This window comes from Kitasatospora sp. NPDC093558 (assembly GCF_040683475.1).
Lineage (GTDB): Bacteria > Actinomycetota > Actinomycetes > Streptomycetales > Streptomycetaceae > Kitasatospora.
In genome coordinates this window covers 1-18,713 of the sequence record NZ_JBFBDY010000099.1, presented here as the reverse complement: position 1 = coordinate 18,713, position 18,713 = coordinate 1, and the positions used below count along the sequence as shown (strand labels likewise).

17 protein-coding genes are annotated in these 18,713 nt (G+C 72.1%); 7 read left to right on the top strand and 10 right to left on the bottom strand.

Annotated features, from left to right (window positions below; all coding sequences use genetic code 11):
- A partial coding sequence (locus AB0O00_RS13210) for an ATP-binding protein (protein ID WP_363651157.1) occupies nucleotides 1-510 on the bottom strand: 510 nt, incomplete at its 3' end.
- A 168-nt stretch (nucleotides 511-678) separates the two neighbouring features.
- On the opposite strand from AB0O00_RS13210, the gene AB0O00_RS13205 reads away from it, so the two are divergent.
- Together AB0O00_RS13205 and AB0O00_RS13200 are read left to right on the top strand one after the other, a co-directional pair.
- The gene (locus AB0O00_RS13205) at nucleotides 679-2,019 is read left to right on the top strand and encodes a hypothetical protein (protein WP_363651155.1); all 1,341 of its coding nucleotides are present in this window, start codon (nucleotides 679-681) and stop codon (nucleotides 2,017-2,019) included.
- Nucleotides 2,020-2,059: 40 nt separating this feature from the next.
- A complete protein-coding gene (locus AB0O00_RS13200; protein ID WP_363651154.1) occupies nucleotides 2,060-2,389 on the top strand; it encodes an antibiotic biosynthesis monooxygenase in 330 nt (109 codons plus the stop codon).
- A 58-nt stretch (nucleotides 2,390-2,447) separates the two neighbouring features.
- Here the strand turns inward: AB0O00_RS13200 and AB0O00_RS13195 are convergent, their stop codons facing one another.
- The 3 genes from AB0O00_RS13195 to AB0O00_RS13185 form a co-directional block, all read right to left on the bottom strand.
- The gene (locus tag AB0O00_RS13195) at nucleotides 2,448-3,050 is read right to left on the bottom strand and encodes a superoxide dismutase (RefSeq protein ID WP_363651152.1); all 603 of its coding nucleotides are present in this window, start codon (nucleotides 3,048-3,050) and stop codon (nucleotides 2,448-2,450) included.
- A 107-nt stretch (nucleotides 3,051-3,157) separates the two neighbouring features.
- Nucleotides 3,158-3,604, bottom strand: coding sequence for a DUF5990 family protein (locus AB0O00_RS13190; protein ID WP_363651150.1), 447 nt, complete (start codon nucleotides 3,602-3,604; stop codon nucleotides 3,158-3,160).
- A gap of 14 nt (nucleotides 3,605-3,618) precedes the next feature.
- Nucleotides 3,619-4,329 carry a helix-turn-helix domain-containing protein gene (locus AB0O00_RS13185; RefSeq protein ID WP_363651148.1) on the bottom strand — a complete coding sequence of 237 codons (711 nt, stop codon included), beginning with the start codon at nucleotides 4,327-4,329 and terminating at the stop codon, nucleotides 3,619-3,621.
- A gap of 222 nt (nucleotides 4,330-4,551) precedes the next feature.
- Between AB0O00_RS13185 and AB0O00_RS13180 the strand changes: the two genes are divergently transcribed.
- The 4 genes from AB0O00_RS13180 to AB0O00_RS13165 all read left to right on the top strand — a co-directional run bounded on the left by AB0O00_RS13180 (nucleotide 4,552) and on the right by AB0O00_RS13165 (nucleotide 8,417).
- Nucleotides 4,552-5,769 carry a serine hydrolase domain-containing protein gene (locus tag AB0O00_RS13180; RefSeq protein WP_363651146.1) on the top strand — a complete coding sequence of 406 codons (1,218 nt, stop codon included), beginning with the start codon at nucleotides 4,552-4,554 and terminating at the stop codon, nucleotides 5,767-5,769.
- Between the two features lie 95 nt (nucleotides 5,770-5,864).
- Entirely contained in the window at nucleotides 5,865-6,377 is a 513-nt protein-coding gene (locus AB0O00_RS13175; RefSeq protein ID WP_363651144.1) for a histidine kinase, read from the top strand.
- Nucleotides 6,378-6,504: 127 nt separating this feature from the next.
- Nucleotides 6,505-7,722 carry a histidine kinase gene (locus AB0O00_RS13170; protein ID WP_363651158.1) on the top strand — a complete coding sequence of 406 codons (1,218 nt, stop codon included), beginning with the start codon at nucleotides 6,505-6,507 and terminating at the stop codon, nucleotides 7,720-7,722.
- Entirely contained in the window at nucleotides 7,719-8,417 is a 699-nt protein-coding gene (locus tag AB0O00_RS13165) for a response regulator transcription factor (protein WP_363651142.1), read from the top strand. Before AB0O00_RS13170 ends, AB0O00_RS13165 begins: the two co-directional genes overlap by 4 nt.
- 65 nt (nucleotides 8,418-8,482) lie before the next feature.
- On the opposite strand, the gene katG is transcribed toward AB0O00_RS13165, so the two are convergent.
- Nucleotides 8,483-10,714: a catalase/peroxidase HPI gene (gene katG / locus AB0O00_RS13160; RefSeq protein ID WP_363651140.1), complete on the bottom strand. Its 2,232-nt coding sequence runs from the start codon at nucleotides 10,712-10,714 to the stop codon at nucleotides 8,483-8,485.
- Between the two features lie 204 nt (nucleotides 10,715-10,918).
- On the opposite strand from katG, the gene AB0O00_RS13155 reads away from it, so the two are divergent.
- Nucleotides 10,919-11,335, top strand: coding sequence for a Fur family transcriptional regulator (locus tag AB0O00_RS13155; RefSeq protein WP_363651139.1), 417 nt, complete (start codon nucleotides 10,919-10,921; stop codon nucleotides 11,333-11,335).
- Between the two features lie 15 nt (nucleotides 11,336-11,350).
- Here AB0O00_RS13155 and AB0O00_RS13150 read toward each other — a convergent pair whose 3' ends face one another.
- The 5 genes from AB0O00_RS13150 to AB0O00_RS13130 form a co-directional block, all read right to left on the bottom strand.
- Nucleotides 11,351-11,473, bottom strand: a complete 123-nt coding sequence (locus tag AB0O00_RS13150; RefSeq protein ID WP_363651137.1) for a hypothetical protein — start codon at nucleotides 11,471-11,473, stop codon at nucleotides 11,351-11,353.
- Between the two features lie 54 nt (nucleotides 11,474-11,527).
- The gene (locus tag AB0O00_RS13145; RefSeq protein WP_363651135.1) at nucleotides 11,528-13,021 is read right to left on the bottom strand and encodes an NAD(P)/FAD-dependent oxidoreductase; all 1,494 of its coding nucleotides are present in this window, start codon (nucleotides 13,019-13,021) and stop codon (nucleotides 11,528-11,530) included.
- A 239-nt stretch (nucleotides 13,022-13,260) separates the two neighbouring features.
- Complete coding sequence (locus AB0O00_RS13140; protein ID WP_363651133.1) at nucleotides 13,261-14,559, bottom strand: cytochrome P450; 1,299 nt, start codon at nucleotides 14,557-14,559, stop codon at nucleotides 13,261-13,263.
- A gap of 83 nt (nucleotides 14,560-14,642) precedes the next feature.
- Nucleotides 14,643-17,303 (bottom strand): PKD domain-containing protein, encoded by a 2,661-nt coding sequence (locus tag AB0O00_RS13135; protein WP_363651131.1) that lies wholly within the window; start codon nucleotides 17,301-17,303, stop codon nucleotides 14,643-14,645.
- A 249-nt stretch (nucleotides 17,304-17,552) separates the two neighbouring features.
- Nucleotides 17,553-18,713: ABC transporter substrate-binding protein (locus tag AB0O00_RS13130; protein WP_363651129.1), on the bottom strand; the 1,161-nt coding region annotated here is incomplete at its 5' end.

Genomic DNA, 18,713 nt, shown 5'->3' with positions numbered 1-18,713 from the left:
CCAAGGGTGAGGGAACTGTCCGACAGCCAACGTCTGCTGTGCCCCCGGCTGCGAATCACTTTCTTCACTTATGACTGTACGAGGGGCCGTGCGCTCTTCGGAGGTCTCCAGGTACTCGAACCAGACGACCTTTCCGGTGCCGATCGGGTGCCAGCCCCAGGCGGTGGCCAGCGCCTCCACCAGCAACAGCCCACGCCCGCTTGTCGATTCGGCGCAGCGCGAGGGCCGCAGGAGGTCCGGGAGCCGGTCGGTGACCTCGATCCGCAGCCGGCCGGCGCCCCATCGGATGGCCACGGTGCAGCGCGACCCCGTGTGCAGGAGGGCATTGGCGATCAGCTCGCTCGCGCACAGTTCGATGTCATGGAGCGCATCAGCCGAGAGCGACACTCCCCACTCCCTGAGGATCGCCATCACCAGCCGCCGTGCCGGCGGCACGGAGTCGGCCCCCGGCAGGACGCCCCACTCCAGCGGCACCGGAAAGCTGGCGGTGTTGAGCGGGCTTAGGATCACCGGAGCTCCATTTGGGCATGGGTGGAAGAGTTCGGCACCATCCGGGATCGTTCGGGTCCACATCCACCGCCCGAATGGCTGACTTCAAGTCAACGCGGGTACACGGACGAGGAGAACCGGCGAAGCTGGTCCAGGCGTTGAACCGGTTGAACGAAGGACGGGATCGCGATGACGCACCGACCGCGCACACCGAACACCGAGCTGGCCTCGCTCATGCAGCAGGCACAGTGGGGCAATGACCAGCTCGCCCGGGCCGTGAACCGCGTCGGGACCGAGGCGGGGCTTCGTCTGACCTACGACAAGTCGGCCGTCTCGCACTGGCTCTCCGGCTCCCGGCCCCGGTCCGACGTCCGGGAGGTCGTCCGGGAAGCATTCTCCCGTCGGCTCGGCCGCCCCGTGACCCCCGAGGAGACGGGCTTCGAGCCGGACGTCGACTCGGCCGGCAGCCGAGGCGTGCTGTCGGACCTGATGTCGATCGGAAAGGCCGACATGGACCCGTCGCGCCGTGGCGTACTCGCCGCCGGGCTCTACTCTCTCGCCCTGACGCTGCCGGTCTACGACGACACCGCCGACCGGACGATCCAGGCCACCGCCGGCCGCACCGTGCGCGTCGGCCAGGGCGAGGTCGAGACGGTCCGGACGGTGACGAACCGGATCGCCGACATCCTCGACGAGCTCGGCGCCGCGCACGCACGCCCGATGGCGGCGGCCTTCCTGGTCAACTCGGTCGGGCCGTGGCTCCAGGCGTCGGGCACCACCCGGGTGAAGGCGGACCTGCTGTCCGCCGCCGCCGATCTCACCTATCTCACCGGCTGGATGGCGATGTACGAGACCGCCCACGGTCTCGGCCAGAAGTACTACGTCCAGGCGCTCAAGCTCGCCCGCGAGGCCCAGGACCACGTGACGTACTGCCGCACCTTGCGCGGCATGGCGCTCCAGGCGTCCAACCTCGGCCACGGTCCGAAGGCGCTCGAGCTGGCCGACTCGGCCGCCGAAGCGGCTCCGGCCTCCGGTCCGAGGCTGCGGGCCTTCCTCACCGGCCAGCAGGCACACGGCGCAGCCATGGTGAAAGACCGGCGGCAGGCCTTCACCCGGCTTACCGAGACCGAGACCGCGCTGGCGCAGGCAGAGGGTCGCAACGACTCGGTGGGCGGGTACGACCAGGCCGCTTACCACTTCCACGTCTCGCACGTGCTGTACGAACTCGGCGACCTCCCCGGAGCGGTCAAGGAACTCCAGCTGTCCAACCGCGCCCGTCCCGCCAACGAGAAGCAGGGGCGCGTCCACGGCAACGGCCTGCTGGCCCGTCGCCAGATGGAGCTCGGGCACGTCGAGGCCTCCTGCGCGACCTGGGACGCCTTCCTGGACGACTACGTCACGATCAGTTCGGTCCGGGGCGACGAACACTTCCAGGCGCTGGGCAAAGCACTTCCGGCCCACGCCGCCAACCACACGGTCCGCCGACTCCACCAGCGCACCCGCGAAGTGGCGCTGCAGAAGGCGGCATGAGCCAGGCTGCAGCGGCATCGAGGGAAGGGATGACCCGATCGTGGAATTCGGTCTCGTCGTACGGTTCGTGGCCCGGGACTCGGCAGCAGCCCACGCATTCGACCAACTGGCGGAGGCGTGCCTCGAAGAGATCCGGACGAGGGAGCCAGGCACTCTCCTCTACGTGATCCACACCGTGCCGGGCGAACCCAACGTGCGGGTCTTCTACGAGCTGTACGCGGACCGGGCGGCTTTCGAGGAACACGAGCGACAGCCCCATATCCGCCACTTCCTCGCCGAACGCGCCCAGTACCTCGAATCGCTGGAGGTCACGTTCCTGGACCGAATCGCCGGCAAGGGCCCAGAGGGCGACATCGACCGGCGCCGCTAGGACAGGGTGACGGCCCCGGGCTGGGTGACCGGTCCGGGGCCGTCTCGATTCATACTTTTCAGGCGCTCTTCGCGGTGGTGAAGCGCGCTGACACGTCCTGCCAGTTGACGACGTCCCACAGGCGCGTGACGTAGTCCGGGCGGACGTTGCGGTACTGCAGGTAGTAGGCATGCTCCCAGGCGTCGAAGGCCAGCAGCGGGGTCGTGCCCTGGCCCACGTTGCCGTGGTGGTCGTAGACCTGCTCCACGATCAGGCGCCGGCTCAGCGGCTCCCACGAGAGGATGCCCCAACCCGACCCCTGCACGCCCGTCGTGGCGTTCGTCAGCTGCTTCTTGAACGCCTCGAAGCTTCCGAAGTGCTCGGTGATCGCGTCGGCCAGCTCGCCTTCGGGGCGGTCGCCGCCCTCCGGGGAGAGGTTCTGCCAGAACAGCGAGTGCAGCACGTGGCCGGACAGGTGGAACGCGAACGTCTTCTGCAGGCCGACCAGGCCGGCGAACTGCTCCTTGTCGCGCGCCTCGGCCAGCTGCTCCAGGGTGTCGTTCGCCCCCTTCACGTAGGCCGCGTGGTGCTTCGAGTGGTGCAGTTCCAGGATCTCGGCCGACATCGCCCGCTCCAGCGCGGAGTAGTCGTACGGCAGGTCGGGAAGCGAGTAGGTGCCCAACGGGTCCTTCTTTCACGAAGTTGTCGATCGTGCCGGGACAACACTATTGCGTATGCCTTGCAATAGCGCACAGAGGGCTCCTGCTTATTCCTGACGTCACGCCGTATTCAGCCCCCTGCCGTCCAGGTGACCAGCGGCGGCCGGACGGCGGCGCACAGCGGGTGGCCCTTCGCGTCGGTCAGGCCCAGGCGGGCCACCAACCGGCCAGTGCGGACAGCCTCCGAGGCGGTGTCGGCATCAATCGCGTCAAGGAAGATCTTCGCGCGGCGGAAGAGCGCCATCTCCGCTCCGCTCACCCAGTTCAGGTAGATGAAGCGCCCGCCCGGGCCGCCCTGGACGTACCGGCCGGTGATGTCCACACCCGTGGGGGTCACGCGGGCCGCGCACTCCAGCGTCCACTCCGCGCGCGTCGCGTCGCCGGGCTGCGGGTCGAGCAACTCGCCCGGCTTGGCGCGGCGTTGGACCGCGACGTGGATGTCCTGGTAGCCCGGGAAGCCGGGGGCGGTGCCGCACTCGCGGCCGGGCAGGTCGGTGGCCTCGATTCTCAGCTGCATAGGGCCATACTCCGTCACGGCGTCTCCCGCCACTGCCGGACGGCGCGCACGATGTCCTGGCCGATCCGGTCCAGCAGCGTCGCCGCGCCATCCATGCGGGAGCCGGCCGGGGTGGCGGGGCCGAGGAGTTCGGCGCCTTCGCGGGCGATCCCGGCGAGCATCGCGTTGCGTTCGGCGCTGGCCAGCAGCGCGCGGTACCAGATGTCGCCGTCGATGACGTACCGCGTGCGCCGCCGGTGCTCGTCGCGCTCGCGGCGGACCAGTGCCTGGCCCTCCAGGTAGGCGGTCGCCTTCGAGACGGACGCCGGACTGACCCGGAGGCGCTCGGCCAGTTCGCCCGCGGTGAGGCTGCCGTCGTCGGTGACGTAGAGGCAGGTGAGCACCCGGGCCACCATTCGGGGCATGCCGACGTGGACGAGCAACTCGGCCATCCGTTCGGCGAATTCGCGTACGGCGACGGGGTCGCGGCCGGCCGCCTGCCGGACGACGACGGCCGAGCGGACGCCCGACGGCGGGGCCGGGCGGGTGCGGCGGGAGCGCTGGACGGTGGCCCGGTGGGCGCGCTCGGCGCGGTAGCCGGAGGGGCCGCCGTTGCGGGCGATCTCGCGGGTCACGGTGGACGTCGGGCGGCCGAGATCGCGGGCGATCTCGCCGTAGCCGAGCCCTTCGGCGAGGCCGGTGGCGATCCGGCGGCGGTCCTGCTGGGTCAGTCTGGCTCCGGGCATCCGTCCTCGTCTCCTCGGGTGGCGCGACCAGTATGCGCGGGCGTCGGGCCTGTTGCAATGAAGCTCCAAACCCTTGCAATCACCGGCAGAGTCATTGCAAGGATATAGCCGCAATGAGCTGCAACGATCCATCAGGCAATCGAAGTTGACGTTGATTCATATGGAAACCAGGCCGTAGTTTCTTCCTCGCAACCGAAACCGCCAGCCAAGGGGGAACACACCATGAAGGCCACCACGCGCACCGCCGTCGGCGCCCTGCTCGCCGGGGCCGTGCTCTCGGCCACCGCCGCCACGCCGGCCCTCGCCGAGCCGGCCGCGAAGGGCGGGCACCAGGGCGGGCACGCCGGCGTGCGGAAGGTGCTGGACCGGGCCGTCACCGAGGGCGGCCTGCCCGGCGCGGTCGCCGAGGTCAGGGACGGCCACCGCCGCTGGTTCGGCAGCGCGGGCGTCTCCGACACCGCCACCGGGCGGGCGCCGCACGCGCAGGACCGGTTCCGGATCGGCAGCACCACCAAGACCTTCGTCGCCACCGTCGTGCTCCAGCTCGCCGCCGAGGGCCGGCTGAGCCTCGACGACAGCGTGGACCGCTGGCTCCCGGGCGTCGTGGACGGGCCCGGCTACCAGCCCGACCGGATCACCGTGCGGCAGCTGCTCAACCACACCAGCGGGGTCTTCAACTACGTGATGGACGACGACGTCCAGCGCACCGCGATCGGCCCCGCGTTCCTCCAGCACCGCTTCGACAGCTACACCCCCGCGCAGCTCGTCGGCATCGCCATGCGCCACACGCCCGACTTCGCGCCCGGCGGCGGCTGGAAGTACTCCGACACCAACTACGTCCTCGCCGGGCTGATCGTCGAACGCGCCACCGGCACCACGCTCGCCGCGCAGATCGAGCAGCGGATCACCACCCCGCTCGGCCTCAGGAGCACCTACACGCCGGACCCGGCCGACGTGACCATCCACGGGCCGCACGGACGCGGGTACACCCGCCTGGCCGACCCCAGCCCGGAAGCCCCGATCCACGACGTCACCGAGCTGAGCCCGTCCTGGGGCTGGGCCTCCGGCGACATGATCTCCACCGTCGGCGACCTGAACACCCACTTCGCCGCACTGCTGGGCGGCCGACTGCTGCCGTCCGCCCAGCAGCAGGAGATGTTCACGGTGATCCCGACCCCGCCGAAGGAGTGGATCAAGGACACGACGTACGGGCTGGGCGTGAGCTCCATCAAGCTGTCCTGCACCACGGTGTGGGGCATGGGCGGCGCCATCAACGGCTCGTGGAGCTACACCTACGGCAGCCGGGACGGCCGGCACCTGCTGTCCACCCACGTCAACGGCGACTGGACGAACGGCAACTGGACGTACGGCAACTGGCCGATCGGGGTGTTCACCGACGAGCTGGAGGCGGAGTTCTGCCCGGGCGCCACCGGCGCGTGAGCCACCGCGGCGCGAGGCGGTCCGTCGCTCCTGTGGCGGAGCCGGGCACCCAGGGTGACGATGGAGGCCGGGACCCGAGAACCGATCGGAGCACGATGAGCGAGCAGCACAACGTCGTCCTGCTGACCTTCCCGGACGCCGCCGCCTGGCGCCCCGCCTACGACGAGGCGCAGCACCTCCCCGGCCTCCGGCAGGTGGCCGCGCTGGAGCGCAGCGCCGACGGCCTGCTGGAGGTGCGGGACAGCTTCGTGCGCGGCGCGGGCGTGACGACCGTCGGCTCCGGCGTGCTGGGCGGGCTGGTGGGTCTGCTGGGCGGGCCGGTCGGGGTGCTGCTGGGGTTCGCGGCGGGCGCGGCGCTCGGCAACGCGGCCGAGGAGAGCCGGGCGACGGAGGGCGGCGCCGGGCTGATCGTGCTGTCGCCGCGGGTGCCGGACGGCGGAGCGCTGCTCGTGGTGGAGGCGCGGGAGGCGTCGCCGGGGCCGGCCGACGAGCTGGCCGCGAAGCACGGCGCCACGGTCGAACGGATCGACGCGCACGAGTTCGCGGAGCGGATCAAGGCCGCCGAGCGGAAGGCCGAGGAGGACGCTGCGGGACCGGATCAAGACTGACCCGGTCCGGCAGCGCGGGAGGTAAGACGCAAGGCGTCATCCTTGAGAGGTAGTCGACCGGGGTACGGCCGCCCCGCCGGTCGCGGGGCTGTCCAGCCGGGCGCCCGGCCGCCACAATGTGCCGGTGATCGATGCCCTGACCCCGCAACGGCTGCGCGCGGCCGTCCGCCCGGGCGCCGGACCGCCACCGCCCCTGCCGACCCGGCGCGGATGGGCGTTCGACGTCGCACTGGCCCTGTTCCTGGCCACTCTGAGCAGCCACTACGTCCGGATCGCCCAACCTCCGCACTCACCGCTGCTCCTGCTGGTACCGGTCGTACCCCTGCCGCTCGCGCTGCGCCGCCGCTACCCGCTCGCGGTGCTGTGGACGGTCCTGCCGCTCGCGCTGCTCGTCCGGCACCAGTCCGAGGACATCGCCTACTCGGCGGGCGTCGCCGTCGTCATCGCCGCGTACAGCGCCGCCGCGTACGGGCGCCGCCCGGCGGCCGTCCTGGCGAGCCTCCCGGCGGCCACCGTCGCGCTCGTGGTGCTGTTCGCCGCCGCGAAGCTGCCGCACTTCCCCAACGGGGTGGTCGCCGTGCTGCTGCTCGTGCCGGTGCTCGCGGTCGCCTACGAGCGGCGGATGTGGCGCCGCCGGGTGGCCGAGGGCCACGAGCGGCTCTCCGCCCTCGAACGCGAGCAGCTGGCCGCGCTCCAGCGCGCGGTCGAGCACGAACGGGCGCGCATCGCCCGCGAGTTGCACGACGTCGTGACGCACAACGTGAGCATGATGACGATCCAGGCCGGGGCCGCCCGCAAGATCCTCGACACCGCGCCGGACAAGGCACGCGAGGCGATGGCCGCCGTGGAGACCGGCGGGCGCGCCGCGATGACCGAACTTCGGCACGTCATGGGCCTGTTGACGATCGAAGCGGGGCCCGGCGACGATCCGGCCGGCACCGCCGACCTCAGCCCGCAGCCCGGACTCGCCCGCCTGGACGCGCTGGTCGAGGGCGTCCGGCAGGCCGGGCTCACGGTCGGACTGACCGTCACCGGCGAGCGCCGCGCGGTGCCGCCCGGGGTCGAACTCGCCGCCTACCGGGTCGTCCAGGAGGCGCTCACGAACACCGTCAAGCATGCGGGCGGCGCCGCCGCCGAGGTCACCGTCGCGTACGCCCCCGGCCACCTGGCCGTCGAGGTCACCGACACCGGCGGCCGCCCCACCGGCGCCGCCGCCACCGGCAACGGCCGCGGCCTGATCGGCCTGCGCGAGCGCCTCGCCGTCTACGGCGGCACCCTGCACACCGGCTCCCGGCCGCGCGGCGGCTACCGCGTCAAGGCCCTGATCCCCTTGGAGAGTTCATGAACACCGACCCGCTGAACACCGACCCGCTGCGCGTGGTGGTCGCCGACGACCAGGCGCTGGTGCGCACCGGCTTCCGGCTGATCCTGGAGTCCGAGGGGATCGACGTGGTCGCCGAGGCCGACGACGGCGAGCGGGCGGTGGCCGCCGTGCGCCGGACGAGACCGGACGTCGTGCTGATGGACATCCGGATGCCCGTCCTGGACGGCCTGGAGGCCACCCGGCGGATCGTCGCCGACACCGCGCAGGAGCCCCCGCGGGTGATCATGCTGACCACCTTCGACCTCGACCAGTACGTCTACGCCGCGATGGCCGCCGGCGCGAGCGGCTTCCTGCTCAAGGACGTCACCCCCGAGCACCTGGCCGCCGCCGTCCGGCTGGTCCGCTCCGGCGACGCCCTGCTGGCCCCGGCGATCACCCGCCGCCTCGTCGAGCGCTTCGCCCGCCCGGACGCCCCCACCGCCCCGCACCGCGAGCTGGCCGCGCTCACGCCGCGCGAGCTGGAGGTCATGACGCTGCTCGCGCGCGGGCTCAGCAACGCCGAACTCGCCGCGCGGTTCGGGCTGTCCGAGGCGACGGTCAAGACGCACGTGGCCCGGATCCTCGGCAAGCTCGGCCTGCGGGACCGCGCCCAGGTGGTGGTGGCCGCGTACGAGACGGGGCTGGTCAGCGTCGGCTCGGGGCCGGGCGCACGGTAGCTCGGACCCGAAACAGTTCGGGGCCGGACCTGCGGTGACTCGCAGGCCCGGACCCGAACCGGGGATCACGCCCTGGCGAGGTCGAACCGGTCCAGGTTCATGACCTTGACCCAGGCCGCGACGAAGTCCCGGACGAACTTCTCCTTGGCGTCGTCGCTCGCGTACACCTCGGCGACGGCGCGCAGTTCGGAGTTCGAGCCGAACACGAGGTCGGCGCGGGTGCCCGTCCACTTGACCGCGCCCGAGGAGTCGCGGGCCTCGAAGGTGGTCGCGTCTTCGGAGGTGGCCTTCCACGTCGTGTCGAGGTCGAGCAGGTTGACGAAGAAGTCGTTCGTCAGCACGCCCGGCGTCTCGGTGAACACACCGTGGGAGGAGTTGCCGTGGTTCGCGCCGAGCACGCGCAGGCCGCCGACGAGGACGGTCAGCTCGGGGGCGCTCAGCGTCAGCAGGTTGGCCCGGTCGAGCAGCAGGTACTCGGCGGCGAGCCGCTGGCCCTTGCCGGCGTAGTTGCGGAAGCCGTCGGCCGAGGGCTCCAGCGCCGCGAACGACTCGACGTCGGTCTGCTCCTGCGAGGCGTCCACGCGGCCGGCCGCGAACGGCACCTCGACGGCGACGCCCGCGTCCTTCGCCGCCTTCTCGACGGCCGCGCCGCCGGCCAGCACGACGAGGTCGGCGAGCGAGACGTGCTTGGCACCCGCCTGGGCGTTGAAGTCCCGCTGGACGCCCTCCAGGGCGCGCAGCACGATCGCGAGCTCGTCCGGGTCGTTGACCTCCCAGCCGGCCTGCGGCTGGAGGCGGATCCGGCCGCCGTTGGCGCCACCGCGCTTGTCGCTGCCGCGGAAGGACGAGGCGGCGGCCCACGCGGCGGAGACCAGCTGGGCGACGGACAGGCCGGTGGCGAGGACGCGCTCCTTGAGCGCGGCGGCGTCGGCGGCGTCGATCCGCTCGCCGGTGGCGGCCGGCAGCGGGTCCTGCCAGATCAGCTCCTCGCTCGGGACCTCGGGGCCGAGGTAGCGGACGACCGGGCCCATGTCGCGGTGCGTCAGCTTGAACCAGGCGCGGGCGAACGCGTCGGCGAACTCGGCCGGGTTGTCCTTGAAGCGCCGGGAGATGGGCTCGTAGACCGGGTCCAGGCGCAGCGACAGGTCGGTGGTGAGCATGACCGGGGCGTGCCGCTTGGACGGGTCGTGCGCGTCGGGCACGGTGCCGGCGCCGGCGCCGTCCTTCGGGACGTACTGCCAGGCGCCGGCGGGGCTCTTGGTGAGCTCCCACTCGTAGCCGAAGAGGGTCTCGAAGAAGGAGTTGTCCCAGGTGGTGGGGGTGTGCGTCCAGGCACCCTCCAGGCCGCTGGTGATCGCGTCGCCGCCCACGCCGGTGCGGAAGGCGCTCTTCCAGCCGAGGCCCTGCTGCTCCATCGGGGCGGCCTCGGGGTCGGGGCCGACGTGGTCCGCCGGGCCGGCGCCGTGGGTCTTGCCGAAGGTGTGGCCGCCGGCGATGAGGGCGACGGTCTCCTCGTCGTTCATCGCCATCCGGTAGAAGGTCTCGCGGATGTCGCGCGCGGCGGCGATCGGGTCCGGATTGCCGTTGGGGCCCTCGGGGTTGACGTAGATGAGGCCCATCTGGACGGCGGCGAGCGGGTTCTCCAGCTCGCGGTCGCCGGTGTAGCGCTCGTCGCCGAGCCAGGTGGTCTCCGGGCCCCAGTAGACGTCCTCGTCGGGCTCCCACTCGTCGACCCGGCCGCCGCCGAAGCCGAAGGTCTCGAAGCCCATCGTCTCCAGGGCGACGTTGCCGGCGAGGATCATGAGGTCGGCCCAGGACAGGCTGCGGCCGTACTTCTTCTTGACCGGCCACAGCAGGCGGCGGGCCTTGTCCAGGCTCGCGTTGTCCGGCCAGCTGTTGAGCGGGGCGAAGCGCTGCTGGCCGCCGCCCGCGCCGCCGCGGCCGTCGCGGATGCGGTAGGTGCCGGCGCTGTGCCAGGCCATGCGGATGATGAACGGGCCGTAGTTGCCGTAGTCGGCGGGCCACCAGTCGTGGGACGTGGTGAGGGCGGTGCCGATGTCGCGCTTGACGGCCGGGAGGTCGAGGGCCTCGAAGGCCGCCGCGTAGTCGAACTCCGCGCCGAACGGGTTGGCCACCGCGGGGTTCTTGGCGAGGATCTTGAGGTTCAGCTGGTCGGGCCACCACTGGCGGTTCCCGCCGCCCTGGGTGGGGTGCGCCGCACGCCCGTGGACGACCGGGCAGCCGCCCGTGCCCTCCGCCTGTGCTCCGACTCCGGTTGCATCGTGGTTCTCAGACATGGGAATCCTTCCCTGACAAGGCGGATCACGGTGTCTTGTGCTACCTAGTGTGCTGCTGCCTAGGCTAATGCCGGAGCCGATCCTACGATGGACGCAATCCAAGTCAAGAAGGACACCAGGGAAGTATCGGGTCCAATACCGGATAACCCTGATATCCGCTGATAAACTCCGGGTTTCTCCATTGACCTGAATAGGTGAACCGACATGAGCGACCTCCTGGAACGGCTGCGCGAGCGCGGTTGGCGCCTCACCTCCCAGCGGCGTGTCGTGGCGGAGGTCCTCGACGGCGACCACGTGCACCTCACCGCCGACGAGGTGCACGCCCGTGCCGCGGAGCGGCTCCCCGAGATCTCCCGGGCCACCGTCTACAACACCCTCGGCGAACTGGTCACGCTCGGCGAGGTGGTCGAGGTCGCCACCGACGGCCGCGCCAAGCGCTACGACCCCAACGCCCACCGCCCGCACCAGCACCTCGTCTGCACCGGCTGCGGCACCATCCGCGACGTCCACCCGGCCGGCGACCCGCTCGCCGACCTCCCGTCCGAGCAGCGCTTCGGCTTCACCCTGTCGGGCGCCGAGGTCACGTACCGCGGGCTCTGTCCCAACTGCGCGGGCCAGTAGCAGGTCAGTAGCGGATCAACAGGCGGTGACGCCGATGAGGACCGTGCCGGCGGCCAGGGCGAGGGCGCGCACGGCGAGGTAGCCGGCGGGGCGCAGCAGGCCGGGCTCGCGGTAGCCGGGCAGGGCCCGCCAGTGCACGGCCGGGGCGGCGCACGGACGGGCGGCGCACGCCGGGGCGGGGGTGGGCGCTCGTCATCGGGACGCCCCGGTACCGGACGTGGCGTCGGGCGCGGCCGGGTTCGCGCGGATCAGGTCGAGGGGGTGGGTGTCGATGCCGAAACGCCGGCGCAGGGCGCGGTGGGCGGCATGGACTCCGGCCATGCCGTGGACGCCGGGGCCGGGCGGCGTGGAGGCGGAGCAGAGGTAGACGCCGGGCAGCGGGGTCGCGTACGGGTCCCAGCGGGGCACCGGGCGCAATACGGTCTGGCGCAGGGTCATGGCCCCGGCGGCGATGTCGCCGCCGACGTAGTTGGCGTTGTGGTCGCCCAGCCTGCTCGCGGTGGTGACGTTGCGGGCGAGGACGAGGTCGCGGAAGCCGGGGGCGAAGCGTTCGATCTGGTCGGTCACGGCCTCGCTGACGTCCTGCGGGGAGCCGTGCGGGACGTGGGCGTAGGTGGATAGGGTGTGGCGTCCCGCGGGTGCGCGGCCGGGGTCGACGACGCCGGGCTGGACGGCGAGCACGTAGGGGCGTTCGGCGTGCCGTCCGGCGGCGATCGCCCGTTCGGCGGCCAGGGCTTCGGCGCGGGTGCCGACCAGGTGCAGGGTGCCGGCCAGGTCGCAGCCGGGTGCCCTCCAGGGGACCGGTCCGGACAGCGCGAAGTCGACCTTGCACGCGCCGGGGCCGTGGCGGAAGGCGCGCAGCCGGCGGCGGTACGCGGCCGGGAGGTCGTCGCCGGCCAGGCGGAGCAGGGCGGTGGGGGTGAGGTCGAGCAGGACGGCCTCGGCGCGCGGGAGTTGGGCCAGGGATTCGACGTGCTCTCCGGTGATGACGCGGGCGCCGTGGGCCTCCAGCTCGGCGACGAGGGCGTCGACGATGCGCTGGCTTCCGCCGCGCGGGATGGGCCAGCCGACGGCGTGGGCGAGGGCGGCCAGCGTCAGGCCGGCGCCGGCCGGGGCCAGGGCGCGCGGGGGTGCGGTGGCGTGGGCCGCGACGCCGGTGAGCAGGGCCGCGGCCTGCGGGGTGCGGAAGCGGGTGTTCCACAGCCGGGTGCCCTGTTCGAGGATCCGCAGGGCGAGGCGGGTGGCCGTCACGAGGTCGCGGGGCAGGTGGCGCAGGTCGGACAGGGCGCTGTCGGCCAGGCCCTGCCAGTGGTCGGCGAGCGGGCCGAGCAGGCCGCGCCAGGCCCTCGCGTCGGGGCCGAGGCCCTGGGCGGTCCGGTCCAGGTCGCGCCAGGCGAGGGCCGCGCGACCGCCGTCGAGGGGGTGGGCGTAGGGGATCTCGGGCTGCAGCATCTCCACGCCGTGGCGGGCGAGGTCGAAGGCCCGGAAGAACGGGGAGGCCATGGCCATGGGGTGCGCCGCGGAACAGACGTCGTGCCGGAACCCGGGCAGGGTGAGCTCGGCGGTGCGGGCCCCGCCGCCGGGGGTGGGCTCGGCCTCGTAGACGTGGACGGCGAGACCGGCCTTGGCCAGGACGAGGGCGGCGGCCAGTCCGTTCGGTCCGGCCCCGACGACGACGGCGTCCACCCGGCCACTGTCGCGGCTCCCGGGTCGCTGCGGGCGCCGGTGGGCCGGGCGGGGGCGTGGGGTGGCTCGCTCGTGGGGGGTCATCAGGTGTTCACCGTAGTCCGAGGGCGGGGATCGCAGCATAGGCGTACCCGAGGAGGCAGGCGGTCTCCGGCCAGGTCGGGCGGCGGCGCAGGACGAGGGCGGCGGTCAGGACGGTCGCCGCCGCGCCGAGCAGCAGGACGCCCAGGACCTTCCGTTCACCTTTTCCAGCGGATGCCCAGGTCCTTCAACCCGTTCTGGAAGTTGGACACCAGCCGCCTCGGCGGAGCTCCTGCGGCGAGTTCCAGGCCCGGCAGGTCGGCGACGACCCGGCGGACCATGGCCGACATCTGGATCCTCGCGAGCTGGGCGCCGAGGCAGAAGTGGGGGCCGTAGCCGAAGCTCACGTGGTCGTTCGGGGTGCGGGTGATGTCGAACCGGTCGGGCTCGGGGAAGACGCTCTCGTCGCGGTTCGCGGAGGCGTGGTAGACGACCACCTTGTCGCCGCGCCGGACGTCCTGGCCGGCCAGCGTGAGGTCGCGGGTGGCGGTGCGGCGGAACTCCACCACCGGGGGCCAGAAGCGCAGCATCTCCTCCACCGCGGATGAGGTCAACTCGGGCTTCTCGCATAGCAGTCGGTACTGCTCCGGGTGGCTCAGGAGCGCGTGGAGGCCGCCGGGCAGGGCGTTGCGAACGGTCTCGTTGCCGGCCACGGCGAAGAGGAAGAACATCGTCTCGAACTCGTCGACCGTCAGTCCCGCCTCGTGGGTGCGGGCCAACAGGCCGTCCGCGTCCGGCTGTTGGGCGAGCGCGTGGGCGTAGGCGTAGAGGTCGGCGAGGCCGGCGCGGGAGCGCGGGTTGAGCGGGCGGCCGTCGGGGGTGGGCACCGGGCGGTGGGCGAGGGCGGCGCGGCCGAGGGGGGTCAGGCCGGCCGGGCCGGCGGTGGCGGAGGCGGCGTAGTCGGTGTCCTGGTAGCCGATCACGCGGTTCGCCCAGTCGAGCAGGAGGCGGCGGTCCCGGTCGGGAACGCCCATCACGCGGGCGAGCGTCCACACGGGCAGGTCGGCGGCCAGGGCGACGAAGTCGGTGGCTCCCAACGGGCGGACAGCGTCGACGAGTTCGGCCACCCGTCCCTCGATGGCCGTGGTCAGGTCGGCCAGGGCGCGCGGGGTGAAAGCGGCGGCGACGATCCGGCGCAGGCGGGAGTGGTCCGGCGGGTCCTGGTTGAGCATCATCGCGCGGGCGAAGGCGAGGTCGGCGGGCGAGTCGGGGTCGCGGATCTGGGTGCCGCCGAGGTGCGAGGAGAAGTCCCCCGGGGTGCGCAGCACGTGCTTGACGTCCGCGTGCCGCAGCACCGCCCAGTAGCCGGGCCCGGCCGGCCAGTCGCCGACGGGCGGTTCCTCGATCCACTGGACCGGTCCGGCCGCCCGCAGTTCGCGGAACAGGTCGTACGGCACGCCCTCGGCGTACGTGTCGGGCAGGAAGATCCGGTTCGCGCGCGCCTGGTCGGGGGTCACGGCGACCGACGCTACGGCAGGCCGGCGCGGCGCGCCAGGAGGCCGGCCCTCCCGGGGGTGGGAGGGCCGGCCGGGCGGAGGCGTCAGGAGACGTTGACCGCGGTGTCGTCGATGACGAAGGAGGTCTGCTTCTCGTAGTCCTCGCTGCCAGTGAACTTCAGGGTGACGGTCTGGCCGGCGTACGGCGACAGGTCGAAACTGCGCTGCGCGTAGCCGGTGTTGTGGTCGAGGTTGGAGTAGGTGTGCAGGGTGGCGAGCACCGTGCCGGAGCTGTTGAGGACCTGCACCTTGAGGGTGTCGTAGGCCGTCGTGGTGGTGGTCTCGGCGGTGTCGATGTGCAGCCAGAAGGAGAGGTTGTAGGTGCCGCACCCGGCCGGCAGGGTGACGGACTGGCTGAGGGTGTCGGTGTGGGTGGTGCCGTAGCCGTCCAGCCAGGCGTCCCAACTGCCGCTGTGCGGCGGCTCGGTGGTGCTGTTGCTGATGACGCCGGACGTGGCGGTCCACGGTGCGGCGCTGCCGGTCTCGAAGCCGGGGTTGCCGAGCAGCTGTTGGGGCGGACAGCCGGTGGGGGTGGCACTGGCCTCGTTGCTCTGGGCGCCCTCGCCGATCGAGTTCACCGCGCTGACCTTGTAGTAGTACGTCTGGCCGGCGGTGAGCCCGGTGTCCGTGCAGGAGAGGACGGCCCCGAGGCCGCTGCATCCGCCGGTGGTGAGGAGGGTCTCCTGGCCGCTCGCCGTGCCCCGGTAGACGCGGTAGGAGGTGATGGAGACGCCGCCGTTGCTCGCGGGGGCCGTCCAGTTGAGCGCCGCCTGGGCGTTGCCGGCCGTCGCGGTGAGGCCGGTGGGTGCGCCGGGGGCGGTGCCGGCGATGGGCGAGGCCGTGACGGTGACGGTCGAGGTGGCCGAGTGCGGCGGCGAGGCGCTGTCGGTCACGGTGAGCGTCGCCGTGTACGTCCCGGCGGTGGCGTAACTGTGGCTCGGGTTCTGCGCGGTGCTCGCCGCTGAACCGTCACCGAAGTTCCAGCTGTACGCGTAGGCCGGGGTGCCGCCGGTCGCCGAGCCGGTGAAGGCGACGTTCAGCGGGACCTGGCCGGACGTCGGCGTGCCGGTCGCACTGGCCGCGAGGGCGGCGCCGACGGCGCTGACGGTGGTGGTGACGGTCGAGGTGGCGGTGTTGGCCGGGTTGGCGGCGTCCGTGACGGTGAGGGTCGCCCTGTACGTCCCGGCGGTGGCATAGCTGTGGCTCGGGTTCTGCGCGGTGCTCGCCGCCGAACCGTCACCGAAGTTCCAGCTGTACGCGTAGGGCGCGGTGCCGCCGGTCGCCGAGCCGGTGAAGGCGACGTTCAGCGGCGCGTTGCCCGTCGGCGGCGTGCCCGTGGCGGTGGCCGAGAGCGGGGTGGCGCCCTGGACCCAGAGGTCTTCGAGGGGGTCGCCGAGGCCGCCCTGGTCGGCGGTCGTCATGGGGAACGTCGAGAGGCCGATGTTGTCGTTCGGGTCGATGACGCCCGGGTGGACGTTCTCCATCACCCGTTCCATCGCGGCCAGCACGTTGTCCGTGGTGTACGCGACGTGCGTGACGTAGCTCTGCTTCATGTACTTGGGCGAGGCCACGACGACGGTCGGCACGCGGTAGGTGTTGCTGACGTGGTCCGGGCCGTTGCTGCCGTTCTGGGTGTCGTCCTCGGTGACGACGATCACCGTGTTGTCCTTGTAGGCCGCGTTGTTCATCAGGAAGTCGACGACCTGCTTGGTCACGGCGTCGTTCTTCGGGATGTCCTGGTACGTGCCCGGGTGGTCGTTGAACAGCTCGACGTACGAGTAGGAGGGCAGGCCGTTGGCCGTCACGAAGTTCATGTAGTCGTTCGCGATGGTCTGGTCGTCGTCGTTCTGCCCGCAGCAGGTGTAGTGGTTGTAGTTGAGCTCCTCGGGGATGCTGGTGCCCGGGCGGTTGACCGGCAGCACCTCGATGTTGTTGGTGGCCGGGTTGCGCCAGTACCCGCTGCCGCTGCTGAGCATCCAGTAGAAGTCGCCGTTCATGATGAACGGGTAGCCGCCACTCGGGCCCTTCAGGAAGCGGTCGAACTGGGTGCCGCCGGCGACGGGGTAGGACTGCTGCTGCGAACTCGACGCCGACTGGCCGGAGAAGAGCCACCAGTGGTTCGGGCCGCTCGGCGGCTGGGTGCCGGTGCTGTACGCGTCCATCAGCGCGTAGTTCTTGGCCAGCGTGTGCAGGTTGGGCACCGAGGAGATGTGGTTGGTGCTCTGCACGGCGCCGTTGCAGCCCGCCTGGACGGTGGTGGCGCAGTCGCCGAGGTAGTCGTCGAAGGTGTGGTTCTCCCGGTAGAGGACCACGAAGTGGGTGAACGGCGGGAAGTACGGCGCGAGCGGGTTGACCGCCTGGGTCGGCGAACTGACCGTCGCCACCGCGTCGTCGGCCGTTCTCGCGGTCTGTCTGTTGGTGATCCGGAAGTCGCCCGGCTGCGGGAACTTCGTGAACTCGACGCCGGGAGCGGCGAAGGAGGCACCGGTGCAGTCGTAGTCGTCGGGCTTGTAGGACTGGGGACGCTGCCCCTCGGGCAGGTCGGTTGCGTCGCCCGGGTCGTCGTCCGGGTCCCAGTTCTTGATGGTGCAGGAGCCGGGGCCGCTGGCCGGATGACCGCCGGCGGCTCCCGTCGGGCTCAGGGCGGTGGCGCCCAGAGCGAGCACGACCGCCAGCGTGCCGGCGATCCGCGTCTTCCACCTCATGACCGAAACTCCTCCAGCAGAGTCCGCGTGTGGTGCACGACACCCCCCGGCCCGGTATGGTCTCGACGGTTCGGGACCCGGGCAAGGGGTGCAGCACAACGGCCCGCTGGATGAGGTGGATTGACGTCCCGCGTTGGGGCGGCGTTGGGCGCGGCGATGGTGCGGGTTTGCTCCGGAACACGCTTTTCGTCGGCGTTCTGACGATTCGTCGGCCGAGGAGGCGGGGCCGGTTCGGCCGGTTCGGCCGGTTCAGCCGGCGGTGCCCGGGCTGTTGACCGTGGCCGTGCCGACGGCTCCGGCCTGGACACCCCACTTGGTGAGGATCTGCCGGTAGTTGCCGTCGTCGATCAGCGACTGCACGGCGCCCTGGACCGCCTGGGTGAGCCCGGTGTTCTTGGCGACGACGATGCCGTAGGAGGGGGCGCTGCCGCCGGCACCACCGAGGTTCACCACTTGCCCGTGCTTCATCGTGCTCGCGTAGTCGATGACCGGGGAGTCGACCAGCATGGCCTGATCACGGCCGGACATCACGGCGTTGACGACGTCCGCCGAGCTGCCGAGTCGGTCGCCGTCGTCGGGGACGGGCGGTTTGCCGTCGTTGACGCAGGCGGGGTTGATCGAGTCCTTGATGGTGTTGGCCTGGGTGGTACCGCTCACGACGGCGACCTTGACCCCGCACAGGTCGTTCGGGTCGACGCCCGCGGGATTTCCGTTCTTCACCCCGACGACCGTCCTGGCGGTGAAGTAGTCGACCAGGTCGAAGGTCGTCTCGCGCTGCCCGGTGTCGGTGATGGAGCTCATGCCGAGCTGGTACGTCGACGACGCCACGCCCGAGAAGATCGAGTCGAAGGGGACGTCTTCGATGGCGACCGCCAGGCCGAGCTTCTGCCCGATCGCCTTGGCCAGGTCGAGGTCCCACCCGTAGAGCGTGCCCTTGTCCTGCCACTCGTTGGGCGGGTAGACGGCCGTGGTGGCCACGACGAGCCTGCCGCTCGACCGCACGGCGGCCGGGACCATCGCGGCCAGCGACGGAACCGTGGAGACGGCGGGGACGGCCCCCGGCTTTGCGACCGCCCCGGCGGCCGGGTGCGAGGGCGGCGGGCCGGAGCGGGAGATGGACACCACGGTGGCGACGGCGGCCACCGCCACCAGGAGCAGCCCCAGGACGAGGGCGCGGACCCGACGGCTGTGGGGCCGCCGGCGGGTGCGCCGCGTGGGCGGGGTGTCTCCGGGTGGGCCTCCGGGCCCGGTCGGTGGCGGTGATCCGGGGGGCGAGGACGCGCCCGGGGGTTGCGGCGAATCGGGCGGCGGGGAGACGAGGTCCTTCGCGAGCGAGCCGAACTCCGCCACGCGCTGGACCGGCGGCGGAGGCGGGACCACGCGTGCGCGGGCCTCGGGGAGGGGGACGGC

Excerpts from the sequence above, each read along its gene's own strand:
- AB0O00_RS13190 (WP_363651150.1), bottom strand. The coding sequence starts at position 3,604 with ATGCAGCTGAGAATCGAGGCCACCGACCTGCCCGGCCGCGAGTGCGGC.
- AB0O00_RS13135 (WP_363651131.1), bottom strand. The coding sequence starts at position 17,303 with ATGAGGTGGAAGACGCGGATCGCCGGCACGCTGGCGGTCGTGCTCGCT.
- AB0O00_RS13185 (WP_363651148.1), bottom strand. The coding sequence starts at position 4,329 with ATGCCCGGAGCCAGACTGACCCAGCAGGACCGCCGCCGGATCGCCACC.
- katG (WP_363651140.1), bottom strand. The coding sequence starts at position 10,714 with ATGTCTGAGAACCACGATGCAACCGGAGTCGGAGCACAGGCGGAGGGC.
- AB0O00_RS13165 (WP_363651142.1), top strand. The coding sequence starts at position 7,719 with ATGAACACCGACCCGCTGAACACCGACCCGCTGCGCGTGGTGGTCGCC.
- AB0O00_RS13175 (WP_363651144.1), top strand. The coding sequence starts at position 5,865 with ATGAGCGAGCAGCACAACGTCGTCCTGCTGACCTTCCCGGACGCCGCC.
- AB0O00_RS13180 (WP_363651146.1), top strand. The coding sequence starts at position 4,552 with ATGAAGGCCACCACGCGCACCGCCGTCGGCGCCCTGCTCGCCGGGGCC.
- AB0O00_RS13155 (WP_363651139.1), top strand. The coding sequence starts at position 10,919 with ATGAGCGACCTCCTGGAACGGCTGCGCGAGCGCGGTTGGCGCCTCACC.
- AB0O00_RS13205 (WP_363651155.1), top strand. The coding sequence starts at position 679 with ATGACGCACCGACCGCGCACACCGAACACCGAGCTGGCCTCGCTCATG.